Source organism: Chryseobacterium phosphatilyticum (genome assembly GCF_002899825.2).
Lineage (GTDB): Bacteria > Bacteroidota > Bacteroidia > Flavobacteriales > Weeksellaceae > Chryseobacterium > Chryseobacterium phosphatilyticum.
In genome coordinates, this window is record NZ_PPED02000007.1 from 1 (window position 1) to 14,719 (window position 14,719).

12 protein-coding genes are annotated in these 14,719 nt (G+C 36.2%); all 12 read left to right on the forward strand.

Translation table 11 applies throughout. The annotated features are described in order from the left end of the window. The coding region (locus C1631_RS21350; protein ID WP_123966667.1) for a T9SS type A sorting domain-containing protein at window positions 1-143 on the forward strand (143 nt) is incomplete at its 5' end. Between the two features lie 5 nt (window positions 144-148). Beyond that, a complete protein-coding gene (locus C1631_RS21355) occupies window positions 149-2,992 on the forward strand; it encodes a hypothetical protein (RefSeq protein ID WP_109714106.1) in 2,844 nt (947 codons plus the stop codon). Between the two features lie 4 nt (window positions 2,993-2,996). After that, the gene (locus C1631_RS21360) at window positions 2,997-6,725 is read left to right on the forward strand and encodes a DUF6443 domain-containing protein (RefSeq protein WP_109714108.1); all 3,729 of its coding nucleotides are present in this window, start codon (window positions 2,997-2,999) and stop codon (window positions 6,723-6,725) included. Window positions 6,726-6,735: 10 nt separating this feature from the next. Next, the gene (locus tag C1631_RS21365) at window positions 6,736-7,098 is read left to right on the forward strand and encodes an enoyl-CoA hydratase (protein ID WP_109714274.1); all 363 of its coding nucleotides are present in this window, start codon (window positions 6,736-6,738) and stop codon (window positions 7,096-7,098) included. Window positions 7,099-7,406: 308 nt separating this feature from the next. Further along, window positions 7,407-7,601, forward strand: a complete 195-nt coding sequence (locus C1631_RS23870) for a hypothetical protein (RefSeq protein ID WP_123966757.1) — start codon at window positions 7,407-7,409, stop codon at window positions 7,599-7,601. Next, window positions 7,579-8,241: a hypothetical protein gene (locus C1631_RS21370; protein ID WP_109714110.1), complete on the forward strand. Its 663-nt coding sequence runs from the start codon at window positions 7,579-7,581 to the stop codon at window positions 8,239-8,241. The genes C1631_RS23870 and C1631_RS21370 overlap by 23 nt, the downstream gene beginning before the upstream one ends. A gap of 255 nt (window positions 8,242-8,496) precedes the next feature. Further along, complete coding sequence (locus C1631_RS24540; RefSeq protein WP_438502081.1) at window positions 8,497-9,564, forward strand: RHS repeat-associated core domain-containing protein; 1,068 nt, start codon at window positions 8,497-8,499, stop codon at window positions 9,562-9,564. Window positions 9,565-9,566: 2 nt separating this feature from the next. Next, on the forward strand, window positions 9,567-9,962 hold the full coding sequence (locus tag C1631_RS21380; RefSeq protein ID WP_103249553.1) for a hypothetical protein: 396 nt from the start codon (window positions 9,567-9,569) through the stop codon (window positions 9,960-9,962). Between the two features lie 177 nt (window positions 9,963-10,139). Continuing rightward, window positions 10,140-11,339: an RHS repeat-associated core domain-containing protein gene (locus C1631_RS24405; protein ID WP_228441418.1), complete on the forward strand. Its 1,200-nt coding sequence runs from the start codon at window positions 10,140-10,142 to the stop codon at window positions 11,337-11,339. Beyond that, on the forward strand, window positions 11,320-11,820 hold the full coding sequence (locus tag C1631_RS21390; RefSeq protein WP_123966759.1) for a hypothetical protein: 501 nt from the start codon (window positions 11,320-11,322) through the stop codon (window positions 11,818-11,820). The genes C1631_RS24405 and C1631_RS21390 overlap by 20 nt, the downstream gene beginning before the upstream one ends. 218 nt (window positions 11,821-12,038) lie before the next feature. Further along, window positions 12,039-14,105, forward strand: coding sequence for an RHS repeat-associated core domain-containing protein (locus tag C1631_RS21395; RefSeq protein WP_109714116.1), 2,067 nt, complete (start codon window positions 12,039-12,041; stop codon window positions 14,103-14,105). Between the two features lie 15 nt (window positions 14,106-14,120). Beyond that, window positions 14,121-14,651 (forward strand): STM3941 family protein, encoded by a 531-nt coding sequence (locus tag C1631_RS21400; protein WP_109714119.1) that lies wholly within the window; start codon window positions 14,121-14,123, stop codon window positions 14,649-14,651. The last annotated feature ends 68 nt before the right edge of the window (window positions 14,652-14,719 follow it).

The window sequence follows — 14,719 nt, forward strand, 5'->3', positions numbered from 1 at the left end:
TGAGTGGAAGACAGCTTCAGAATCTTAAAACGAAGAATAAAGTGACTAAAATAAATACTCAGGCACTGGTGCAGGGAGCTTACCTGGTTACGATAAAAACGGATACCAACAAAACAGCCAATGCTAAGCTGATTAAAAAATAAACACGATGAAGAAAACTTACTTTTATGCTGCGGTTCTGGCCTTCTGGTATGGAACTGCTATGGGGCAGCTTAACAACTTTCAGGGAGTCAATTTTGGGGATACCCGAAATCCGGTTCCTTCTTTAGCTTCTCTGGCTTCTTTCACGGATAATCCGCCATCTGTCGCAGTGGGAATTCCTGAAATTTCAGTACCGCTATTAAGCCTTCCGGGAAATGGAGGATCAGGGGTAAGCTTACAGCTTAGTTATGACGCTACTAGTACTGCTCAGGATGAACCTGTAGGAGAGGTAGGTGCCGGATGGTTTATGCCAAAGGGAGGGGTTATCTCAAGACAGATTAACGGGATAATGGTAGATGAACTATTCCAGAGCCAAAACAATCCTAATTATGAAAAAAATGTTTTTGATGATGAATACTATTATAATGTTCCAGGATTATCAGGGAAATTTAAAATAGAAAGAGATATTCAGCAGAACACTTTTAAGATTATTGATCTTACTCCTTTGAATCATGTCAAGATATCTTATACAAAACAAAATAATCCGGCGACTTTAGTGGTTGATTCTTTTACTATTACAGATGATCAGGGAAATTCTTATTACTTTAATGATTACTCTACGGCAGTTGTATATGATAGTTCATATGATGAAAAAGGACTTTGGGGAACAGAATATAAATCTGCTTTTTATTTAACGAGGATTACAGATACTAATGGAGTGGAATTATCCGGATTTTTATATAAGAAAGAATCAAAGACCGATAAAAATGGGGCGCTGCTTTATAAGACCTGTCAGTTGGAAAAAATAAATACAGCTTTCGGGAATATAGCGATTGTATATGACCATGATGAAACGCTTGAAAAAACAATAAATGATCCATTCAGTATCAAAAAAATTATTCTGAATAATAAGTACGGTAAAACTGCAGAGTATGTATTTGAGTATTCTTATCCTCTTCCTTTAGGTACTATTGATACAAAAAAGAAGAGAAGGCAACTTGAAAGAGTGAAAAAGATGGATGGGCAAACAGTTATAGAAGAGACATCTTTTCAATATAACCCGTTGGATTATACTTATATTCAAGGGTCAGCTTGTGGTGGAGGTGATTTAACGCGTCCTGCCGGTATTCTTAACAAAATAATCCATCCTGCCAAAGGGGTGACTGAATACACCTATGAAACAGGTGAAGTGTATCGTGACAGGAATTCTGCTACCTATCTGGCATCTTTGGATGGTGATTTTAATGGTATCCTGGATCCATGTGCTCAGTACATTAAGGAATATCCGTACTTGGATATGGATACCAATCAATCTTTGACTTATAATTTTACTGTATCAGGCGATTCGGCAAAGAAAAAAGCATTCTGGCTTACCGGAGGGATTGATTATTATATTGACAACCCTGAAATTATTGATCCAAGAACCGGACTACCTATTCCTCCGAAGCCTCTGCCAAAAGATCAATGGATAACATATACCTTAAAAAGAGGGACAGAAATCGTAGCTACGAATCAGGATTTTATAAAAACTAAATTTTATAATTATCCGGGACAATATACACTTATCCTTAATGTTCCTTCTGTTGGGGGTAAAGGAGGTGTCTTTCTTTCGGAATTGGTAACTGTACCGGGACCTTACAAAAGTAGAACCTCTGCTGGTGGCCATAGGATCAGGTCAATTAAAAGATATGCTGATGTGGGAAATACTATACCTGTTCAGTCGGTTGCTTATAATTACGATCATTTTTCGATACCTAATGCTTCAAGTGGGGAGTATCAAATAAGTAATGTAATGTATAGGAATGTTAAGGTAACTGAAGATTCAGGAAAAGGTTATACGAAGTATTATTTTAAACTTCAAAGAGATTATCCGCCTTATTCTTATACAAAGGATGGAAAGACGCTTTATTTTTGGCCTTATAATAACATTGTTAATTCAGGGTTGGTAGAAAAGAAAGAAGTCTATAGCGATAGCAATCAGTTACTGGCAAAAGATGAGTATAATTACACTTTCACAGAGGTAGATGATAATGCCTATGTGATAGGAGAAGACAAAGGTTTTTCCAAACCTGCATTTACCAGTCAGACCAAAACAAGTTCTGTAGCGTATCCTTCCGGTACCGCATCTTCATTCCTGCAAAGTTCAGGGGAAAATAATGTGAGAGCAGACAATTTCAAACCTTCCAGTTCCAAAAGTATCGCTCCTGACGGAACGGTAACAGAAACGTTCTATCAATATGCTCAGGATAAAAACCACACCAGATTACTGGAAGCCAATATGACGGGGGTGTTACTGGAATCAGAAATTAAGGAAAACGGAAAAACAATCGGAAAGTCTGAAACAAAATTTGATAACGGGTCCCATTTATATCCAAGCTCTGTTATTGGCTATAACAGACAAACCCAGGCTCCGGTGACGACTTCGACCCTTGATGTCTACGACAGTAAAGGAAACCTGGTACAGGCCACCGGAAAAAACGGAATTCCGAGTACCACCATCTGGGGCTATAACCAGACCGTTCCTATTGCCGTGATTGCAGGAGCTTCTTATGCTCAAATCGCTTCTTTATCCAGTGTTACCGCTGCCATCACCGCATCAGATGCTGATAATAATAATCCGGCGAACGAACCGGCATTGCTTCAGGCACTGGAAACTTTAAGACAAGATCCTGCTCTGAAAGACTATGGAATCACCACTTCAACCTATGATCCTTTAGTAGGGGTGACCAATTCTATATCAGCCAATGGAATCAGAACAACCAATGTATATGATACCGCGGGAAGATTAATTAAAGTAAAGGATTCAGAAGGAAAAACCTTGCAGGAAAACCAGTATAACTACAAACACTAACACTATGAAAAAAATTATATCAGGATTCAGCCTCTTGTTTGTAGCAGGAATTTCTTTTGCACAAACCAATCTCAGCACCAATGAGAACTATGTCTACAGCAAAACCTGTATGGATGGAGACTGTAATAAAAAATCAGAATCGGTACAGTATTTTGACGGGTTGGGAAGACCCATCCAGTCAGTCGCCATCAAAGCGACGCCTCTGGGAAGAGATGTGGTATTACCTGTGGAATATGATGCTAAGGGAAGACAGGCTAAAAACTATTTTCCTGTTCCTCAGAACGGAAGCCAGAACGGGGCTCTTTACGCTGATCCTTTAGCGAATGCGCCTTCGGCAGGCTATGGCAATGAAAAAATCTATACGGAAAAAAAATATGATGTCCTTTTTGCAGGGCGTGTCAACCAGGTGGTACCTGCAGGAAATACCTGGTCTCAGAAACCTGTCAATATAGGATATGGAACCAATAATGACAATGAAGTCAGAAAATATACGGTGACTACCTCATGGGTGGATGGAAGAACGGAAACTACCATTGCCCAACCTGTTTTTTACTCAGCCAATCAATTAGGGAAAAATACCGTCACCGATCCGGATGGAAATATGAGTATGGAGTTTAAAAACGGAAAAGGAGAAACCATCCTGGTCAGAAAAAATGACGGTTCCCGGAATGCAGATACCTATTACCTCTACAATGAGTACGGACAGTTGACTTATGTTATTCCTCCATTGGCGGTAAGTACTGCTGCGCCGGATCAGACAATATTGGATAACCTGTGTTATCAATACCGCTATGACGGACTGGGAAGACTCGTAGAGAAAAAAGTTCCCGGAAAAGGCTGGGAATATATGATCTACGATCAACAGGACAGGCTGGTGGCCACTCAGGATGCCAACTTAAGGCAAAAAGGACAATGGCTCTACACCAAATATGACCAGTTTGGAAGAGTCGCTATTACCGGAATCAGTACGGGAAGCGCCAGAGCTACGGAACAATATCTGGCAGACCTTCAGGGATCTAATAATGTGACCCGAATTCCTACTGTTATGTTTAACAGACAGGGAATGGATGTATACTATGGTAATCCCGAAGGAAGCTATCCCAAATCCCCGACATGGGTTGCGTTATTATCCATTAATTATTACGACACCTATCCTGCCTACAGTTTTAATCCGCCTTTCCCTTCTTCGGTGTTAGGAAAGCCTGTTATTTCCGATACCGGGAATGCTCCTGTCAATACGAAGGCCATGCCTACCTTAAGTCTGGTCAAAAATATTGAGGACGATAACTGGACGAAGAACTATGCCTATTACGATGCGAAAGGAAGGTTGATCAGCACCTATGCTATTAACCATTTGGGCGGATATACCCGTACCGAGACTGAGCTGGATTTTGCGGGAGTTACCCAACAATCTAAAGTATACCATAAAAGACTGAATACCGATACGGAAAAAGTCATTGCTCAGAGTTTTGATTTTGATAACCAGAACAGAGTGATCAGACATCGTCATCAGGTGGATAGTAAACCGGTAGAAATCCTGTCGGAAAATACCTATAATGAGTTGTCACAGATCACCAACAAAAAAGTAGGAAATGGTCTGGAGAGCATGGATTATCAGTATGACATCCGGGGAGCTCTTATCAAAATAAATGACCCGGCAGCATTGGGAAATAAGTTGTTTGGCTATGAACTGAAATACCAGAATCCGGCCTATACCAATATTGCTCCCGGAAAAAGCAACGGGAATATCTCGGAAATCGACTGGAAATCTGCTTCAGACGGCGTGCTGAAAAGATATTCTTATACCTATGATGCTTTAAACAGGTTAAAAGACGCGGTCTATACAGAACCGAATACAACCAACCCGTATAACAATTATTACAACGAATATGCAACCTATGATCTGAACGGAAACATCAAAACCCTGAAAAGGAATGCTTTCCCGGTAACAGGAACCACGGCCACCCAGGTAGATGACCTCGTATACCAGTACACCGGAAACCGTCTGGATAAAGTCATTGAAAACGCATTGAACGATACCGGCTATGAAGGGGGAAACAACACGATTGATTATGACCTGAACGGGAATATGATCAATATGAAAGATAAGGGAATTCAGACGATTGGATATAATGTATTAGATCTGCAGAATCAGCTATCTATTTCGGTGACAAATGCCGCCGGAAAAGTATCTACCACGAATATCAATCATATCTACGGAGCTGGTGGGACAAAACTTAGAAAAACATCTGTTCAGCAGGCGTATATGGGACTTCCGAGAATACAGACCACCGATTATCTGGATGGCTTTCAGTATACCAATATTGATGACGGACAGGGATGCCTGACCTGTAAAACTGAAAGCGCATACGAAGAGCAGGCCTACAGAAAAGTGATCGGTCCTGTTATCCCCGGCGGACCAAAATGGACACTGGATTTTATCCCTACCGCAGAAGGCTTTTACAGTTTCACGGAAAACCGTTATATTTACCAGTACAAAGACCACCTTGGAAATGTGAGGGTAAGTTTCGCCAGAAACAGCGCAGGCGCTCCTGAAATTACCGGAACCAATAATTATTATCCTTTTGGGCTCAACCATATCGGAGGCGGAAAATCTCCTTTTTCCAATTATCATTCCTATAAATTTGGAGGTAAAGAGCTTCAGGAGACAGGAATGTATGATTTTGGAGCAAGGATGTATATGCCTGATCTGGGTAGATGGGGTGTCATAGATCCTATGGCAGAAGCCATGAGAAGATATTCTCCTTATAACTATGCTTTCAATAATCCGATAAGCTTTATAGATCCGGATGGGATGGCGCCCATGCATCAGTTTGCGATGATATCCGATGCTCGTCCGGATACAACCTCTGGATGGACAAATCCGGGATGGTTAGGTAGAGGAACAAGTGATGGTATAAATTATGGAGCTACTTTAGGATCTGGTGGCGGTGGCAGTGTTTATGAAAGTGAGTATGGAACTGTATACACCGGAAGTGAGGCGAGAGATGCTTTTTCAGCTTTAATATCGGGTGGTGATCCGACTCCTCGACCTAAAAATAAAAAAACAAATTTTCTTCAAAGAATTGGAAATTTCTTTAGTGGACTAGTTGGGAAAGGTAATGCAGCTATTGCAGCAACCTTACATAGAACAATTGAAGTTGGAGAAGCAGCTCGATTAACAACAGCAGAATATTATATAGGTGCGAGAGCAGGTATTGGCATAGCAGGAGCGTCTATTGGGGCAGCAACTTTAGGGGCTATTTTAATGCCTACAATGATGAAAGATGCTGAATATAATTGGACAAGAGATTTGCCATTGGATGTACCTATCACAACAGGAGATATAAATCGTAATAGTATATTACTGTATAGAGGAGTTTCTTCAAAAGCTAAAGGCTCTATGTATTTTGAAGCAATGCAGGGAGTTGCGATACCTGGAGGATTTAGACAAGTTGCTACAACTTTTGGCCCTCATAGGGATATGGAATTACACGCTGGAGGAGATAATCTTAGCATTTGGACTAGTTGGACGAGTGATATAAATGTTGCAAGAGATTTCGCAACGGGTAATGCATTTTACACAAATGGAGTTCCTGGGATTATTATGTCTAAAACATTTACCACAGGGCAAGCTGTTCCAAATCCTTTCACATCAAGTGAATCTGAATGGCTTGTACCTGGGGTTACATATGGAGCTAAAGTTCAATATGTTTTACCAAGATCAAAATAAAATAATCTATATGTTAACATCAGAAGACATTTTTAAATTAATTAAAAAAGAAAGAAATTTCTTAGGTAATATTGACCAATATAAAATTAAAATCAGCAATAGTGATAACTTCGACAGAGATAACTTAATAGGAGTATATAAAATTAGACAATATAACGCTACAAGAAATGGTAATGATAATTTATCACAAGAAATAGGTAGTCTAATACTAAGTTTGGAAAATTATTCTAATAGTAAATTGAGGTTTGTAAGTTTGTTAGGGAAAAAATATTATGGTATGTTTTTTCTGAGTGAAAATTGGGATAAAGTTATTGGATACTTAGAGCGTGAAATTGATGAAAACGAATTTACAAGTATGGATTCAATTGATTGATTAAGAAGAGACCTGCAGGTTCGAGCATCTTGCTCGTTAAATTGAATAATAAACCCACCGCAATGTGGTGGGTTTTGTGTTTATAAAGTAGTTTCGTTTCCAATTGGGAAACGAAACTAACGTGAAGCAATATTTTTCTGTAAATACTCTTTAAACCTTTTTTTAGAAACTCCGCTGCCGCGTGAATCCTTTCTCGTGGCATTTTTGTAGACTAGCTCATTTTGTATCTTTACATAAAACAGGTACTACAGGATATAAATTACAAATATGCTGGGTACTTGGTTATCCTGATGAAAAAAGACTTTTGAATGAAATTATTATTTTTCAACCACACGAAAGGATTCATGCAGCTTGGAACTATTCCATTTGATAATTTTATAAATTATAATCAAACTTCTAAAAATAATTATATAAATGGATGGGTTAGATATAAAGATGGTGATGCTTTTCAAAGGAATTTTAATATTATAATGACAAAATATGGAGTTAAAACAATTAAATAAATTATTAATATTATTAGCTTTAGCTATTAGTATTAAAGTCTTTTCTCAAATGAGAATGGCTGATATAGAGAATAAAGAATTTTCGATTAATTTAAAAACAGAAAAGGGAAATATCATAAAAATATTTGAAGACAAAAATTATGATGTATATTATATTTTAGATAGAAAAAGATTTGATTTTGATAAAAAATTAAGAAGTATTGATCCGGTAAATCTAATCTTCTTTTCTAAAAAATATAATAAAGGAATACTTACTCTTTTTAAACAAAGTATTGAACAGAAGAAAAAATCAGTCTATAATATTAGATTATATACAGGTGCTCATGATAATTATATGTTTATTCCTTCAATGATTATAGTTGGTAAAGATTTAAATTACGAGTATTTAATGAAGTATTCTTATGTGCCTCTACCTCCACCTAGCAACAATGTATTTACTTCAATAATTAAAATACAAGATTGTAAAAATTATTGTAATGTATTAGACGTTGATGTAAAAGGTAATATTATTTTTGAGAGTATAGATGATATTTTAAATAATGTCTCTAAAGTAAATAAAAATAGTAATGTAAAAGCTTGTGATCCAATAATTATAGCAATGGATTTCAAAGAGTTTTTTCCCGAAAAAATAATTAAATAGATCCCTGCTTGCGAGAGCATCTTGCTCGTGTCCTTGGATAAAGATAAAGCCACTGTACTACAGTGGCTTTATCTATAAAAAAAGTTATATTTACCAGTACAAAGACCATCTTGACGGACGAGTAAAGACGAGTAAACGAGAAGCTTTTACGAAGACTGCGAATGTAGTTCAGTAAGAGTAAGTTTCGTCAGAAACAGCGCAGGCGCTCCTGAAATTACCGGAACCAATAATTATTATCCTTTTGGGCTCAACCATATTGGAGGCGGAAAATCTCCTTTTTCCAATTACCATTCCTATAAATTTGGAGGCAAAGAACTTCAGGAGACAGGAATGTATGATTTTGGAGCAAGGATGTATATGCCAGATTTAGGAAGATGGGGCGTGATAGATCCAATGGCAGAAGCCATGAGAAGGTATTCTCCTTATAACTATGCTTTCAATAACCCAATAAGCTTTATTGATCCCGACGGAATGCAGCCTCGTCAGTTTGCCATGCCAACTGATACAAGACCGGATGCTCCTTCAGGCTGGATCAATCCTAACTGGTTAGGAAGAGGAGATGCGGCTTTTGGATCTATAGAAACAGGATATGGAGGTAGTTATGGATTTGGCTCTTTATATCCACAATCAAATGGAACAGACGATAATGATTTGCTTAATGATATTATATCTATATGGGAAAAGAAATTAGGAAAAAAAATAGAAAGAAACAAAAATGGAGATTTTTATTGGTGGAAAGATTATAAAGATGCCAATTCAAATGTAAAGGGTATTGGGGAGCTTAATATCCTAAATATTACCCAAGGAGGAAGCAGTTGGAATGGACTAGATAATAATGATTATTGGGGATTATTAAATGGTGCAAGTACTGCACAATCTTATATGACAAATGGAATTGGAATTACTTTAGGTACTACTGCTCAAGTATCAAACGATTTTGTAAATGCAGGGAAGATGATAAAAACGCCTAATATTTTCAAAACTTATAATTTATATAGAAGCAATGGTTATTTAAATGGAAATAAATATATTTCTGGTGTGAAATTTATGAAAAATGTAAAGGCTATTAATGCTTTAAATAGTTCTAAAGTAGTAAAAGGAATTGCATTTGCAGGATTAGGAATTTCTGTGGCTCAATTTTATGAATCACATCATCCAGGATATGTTTCAAGAGGAATTACAAGTTTTTTGTCTGGCTATATTCCTTATGTAGGTCCTGCTATAGCTGTAGGAATTGATAATACCGATGTAAATTATTGGAATATTTGGACATGGGGTGCTATGGAAAGAGGAAGTAACAAATATGATTATTTAAATCCTTAAAAATGAAAGAAAAAATAAGAAATGCATATTTATATGCTTATTATGAGTGCTATTTGCAAACCCATATTTATTATAAAGCGCATAACAATAAAAATTTTTACTCAATAATTACGCTTGGTGGAGTTTTACTTTTTTTATTAGAGTTTCCTATGTTGATGCTCATCGATAAAACCATCGGTGTTCCACCCAAAATATATTTCTATCCCTTTTTAATTGGTTTAGCATATTTTCAATTACTCTTAACTTCCAAATTTATAGGTGATGATGATTTGACAGAAAAGATTAATACCTTTTATGCAAATAAAAATGTTGTAAAAGAGTCCAGAAGAATTGCTTTAGGATTTGTTATTTTTTGTGTATTATTTTGGGTATTTGTAATTAGATATGACGGATATTAATATATAAGCTTTCTCAATAAAGATCTTTGATCTTTAATTTCTAACATTAAAAGCCACTGCAATTGCAGTGGCTTTTGTAATTTACACTTCATAAAAACTGTTATATTTACCAGTACAAAGACCACCTTGATAAACAAGTAAAAGAGAAGCTTTTGCGAAGACTGCGAACGCAGTTCAGTGAGGGTAAGTTTCGCAAGAAACAGCGCAGGTGCTCCTGAAATTACCGGAACCAACAACTATTATCCTTTTGGTCTTAACCATATCGGAGGAGGAAATATGTCTTCATTCTCCAATTATCATTCCTATAAATTTGGGGGCAAAGAACTTCAGGAAACGGGAATGTATGATTTTGGAGCGAGGATGTATATGCCTGATCTTGGCAGATGGGGTGTGATAGATCCTATGGCAGAAGCGATGAGAAGATATTCTCCTTATAACTATGCTTTCAATAACCCGATAAGCTTTATAGATCCGGATGGGATGCAGCCTCGTCAGTTTGCGATGATATCCGATGCTCGTCCGGATGCGACCTCCGGATGGATAAATCCTGGCTGGCTAGGTAGAGGTGGGGGAGCCGAAGGTAATTATGAAGCTGTTTTAGGATCTGATGGAGGTGGTGGTATTGATGGTGTGGAATATTATGAAGGAGAGGATGCCGTAGAGAAGTTTAAAAAACTGATGAATCCAGATTATAAACCAAACTTTTCGAGGTTTAATTTTAATTATCCACCTGATGATCATTTTAATCAGTTTGGACAGTTTTTATATACTGATAATAAAATTTCTAATAATATTGTTATTGATTTTCAAAATCCCATTACAGGAGGTTTAAATACAGCACCTTGGTTGTCTGCGCAATTAAAAGATTATTATTTTGATAAAGATAATTTTTTTATTCTCCAAAATATAGCAAAATATTATTCTTCTGCCGCAGGAGTAGACTTGAAAAACCTTAGAAATGGGCAGTTCTCTGGCTCAGTTTGGAATGGTCAGCAATGGATAGGCGGGCAACCAGATCTAAAAAGTGGAACTTATAATACATTTAATGGTGGAAGTTATTCTTATAAAGGAGTAATGTCAACAATCAAAGAAAATCAAACAGTTAATATAACTGTTACCAATGGACATATTAATTCTTTTTTAAATAATAAATATAATTTTATAAGTACTCTAGAACATGAAGGAGGAAAAATTAGCCATTTAACTGTAAATATGAAATCACCAATTGATAATTCTGCTACAGCTCAAAGAAATGAACATTTAATTTTATATAAAAATCAAATTAATTCTCCTATTTTTAGAATGACAACACTACAATATCAAAAATTAATACTTAATAACTATAAAGATGTTAAAAATGGGGCAACTGGTAATTAAAAGTTTTATTTGTTTAATAACTTTATTCTCATGTAAGAAGAATGACTATGAATGTAAAATACACTATCAGTATGTTGTTTATAAAAAAAATGACAATGATTATAGAATGAAAGTGTATTGTGAGAATTTTCTATATTTATCTAATAGTTCTAATGATACCCTTAGAATAAAGACAAAAGATATTATTGAAAAGTATAAATTTATTTATAAAAAAGATACATTAAATCTAAAATTTATAAATGATGAAGATATTTTTGTTTTGCCCAAAAGTTCAATTGATTTAAACTGTATAGTTGATTTAGATAAAACGGTCTCTAGTTATCCAGAAACCATGGCAGATAGTTTACAGTTTAATATTTTTGATGTGTCAAAAAAGAAGTTTTTAGATAAAACGAAAGATTACGAAATTATGAATACGAGAAACTTTATGATTTATAAATTTAATAAAAAGGCTTTAGACTCATTGAACTATACTTTGTAAAAACAGGGAAGTTTACCAAACAGGGAAGTCTTCAAATTCACAAAAAAAATTGGAAAATAAAATTACAATTGATGGTACAAATATGGTAATATTTTAAAAACCAACCATTAATAAATATTTGTTTGTAGTTCCCTATAATAAACAAACTTTTTATTGTTGGGAAAAACCACAAAACAAAAACCGTAATACTTTAATATACTTATTATTACGGTTTTATATTGTGGTCCCCTCTGAAATACCAGAATCCGGCCTATACCAATATTGCTCCGGGGAAAAGCAACGGGAATATCTCAGAAATCGACTGGAAGTCTGCATCAGATGGCGTGCTGAAAAGATATTCTTATACCTACGATGCTTTAAACAGGTTAAAGGACGCCGTATATACAGAACCGAATACAACCAACCCGTATAACAATTATTATAACGAATATGCGACCTATGATCTGAACGGAAACATCAAAACCCTGAAAAGGAATGCTTTCCCGGTAACAGGAACCACGGCCACTCAGGTAGATGACCTCGTATACCAGTACACCGGAAACCGTCTGGATAAAGTCATTGAAAACGCATTGAACGATACCGGCTATGAAGGGGGAAACAACACGATTGATTATGACCTGAACGGGAATATGATCAATATGAAAGATAAGGGAATTCAGACGATTGGATATAATGTATTAGATCTGCAGAATCAGTTATCTATTTCGGTGACAAATGCCGCCGGAAAAGTATCTACCACGAATATCAATCATATCTACGGAGCTGGTGGAGTAAAACTTCGAAAAACATCTGTTCAGCAGGCGTATATGGGACTTCTGAGAATACAGACTACCGATTATCTGGATGGCTTTCAGTATACCAATATTGATGACGGACAAGGATGCCTGACCTGTAAAACCGAAAGCGCCTATGAAGAGCAGGCCTACAGAAAAGTGATTGGACCTGTTATTCCCGGCGGACCAAAATGGACATTAGATTTTGTCCCAACCGCAGAAGGCTTTTACAGTTTCACGGAAAACCGTTATATTTACCAGTATAAAGACCATCTTGGAAATGTGAGAGTCAGTTTCGCAAGAAACAGCGCAGGTGCTCCTGAAATTACCGGAGCCAACAACTATTATCCTTTTGGGCTCAACCATATCGGAGGCGGAAAATCTCTTTTTTCCAATTATCATTCCTATAAATTTGGAGGCAAAGAACTTCAGGAAACGGGAATGTATGATTTTGGAGCGAGGATGTATATGCCAGATTTAGGAAGATGGGGCGTGATAGATCCAATGGCAGAAGCCATGAGAAGATATTCTCCTTATAACTATGCCTTTAATAACCCGATAAGCTTTATAGACCCTGATGGGATGCAGCCTCGTCAGTTTGCAATGCCTAGTGATGCAAGACCAGACGCTCCTTCAACCTGGATCAATCCAAGTTGGGTAGGAAGAGGAGGTCCAGCTTTTGGATCTATAGATACAGGTTTTAGTGGTGGCGGTGGTAGTGCTTATGAGGGTGGCGCAAGTAGTTATGGATTTGGCTCTTTGTATTCACCATCAAATAATAATAGTTATCTACTAAATGAGCTTTTGGCAGGCTGGAAAGCAAGAGGACTTGATATTAATATTGAAGAAAATGGAAATCTTACCTTTTGGACGGGAAATCCAGAATTTATTAAAGGGTATTCTACAAATAATGATGTTTATGGAGAATATCATCTGGGCGTATTGAATTCAATAACAGTTAAAAATGGTGATATTCCATTAGATGCCTATAAAAACTGGGCTGATTGGAGTGCAACTACTATGGAAAAAGGATTAGAATCTGTTGTTAAACAACGTACAAGTCTCTATAATAGTGGCTATTGGATTGATAATTTAGGAGTCAGGAGGAGTACTGCTTATGCAGGTAGATCAGTAGGATCTTTGATAGGGCTACGAAGTGATTATGTAAGGACTACTGCTAAGCTTGGAAAATATGCAAAAGGAGCTGGTTGGGTAGGAAAAGCAATTAATGCCGGGCAAATTGGGTATGGTGTTTATCAAGATGGATGGAAGTTTGGTGTTAAAGCTCAAGTAGCAACTGCAAATGTAGCTGGAGGAATGGCCGGAGCTGCTGCAGGTGCATGGGCTTTAGGTAAAATTGGTGGTGGAATTGGAACCTTTGTAGGTCCTGAGGGAACTGCAGTTGGAGCTGTGATTGGAGGCATAGTAGGGGGAATTGTAGGTGGATTTTGGGGTGGTGAGATTGCAGAAGGTTGGGCCGATGGTATATTAAATAAACCTGAGTACAAATAAATAAAAAAATAAAAAATGAATACAATTGAAATAGAAAGCAGTAAAACGAAATTACTATTAATGTTATTAGGGTCATTAATATTTGTAATTTTAGGTGTTTTTTTAACAACAAATCCAGATATATTTGTTTCAGTAATATTTAGAAATATAATATTTATACGTATTGTAGGAATTATCTCAATAATATTTTTTGGATTATGTTTAATTTTTTTAACAAAAGTTTTTTTAACAAAGAAAATTAATCTTATAATTAGCAAAGAGGGGATTGTTGACAATTCTAGTTATGTAAGCGTAGGTGCAATTTTTTGGGATGATATTATTTCAATAAAACGTATTGATGTTATGTCAACAAAGTTTTTGATTATTAATGTAAAAGACCCCAATAAATATCTAAATACTCAAAGTGGTATTAAAAGAAAGTTATTACAAAAGACTTTTAAAACTTATGGTACTCCTATTTCGATTTCTTCCAATACATTAGCTTATAATTTTGATGAGCTTGAAAAAGTGATTTTTAAATTTTATAACGACTATAAAAATCATTAATTTTTAATGACTTTATGTAATATTTCAAATATAATAAAATTGAATATCGCGTTGAAAATCAACGCGAT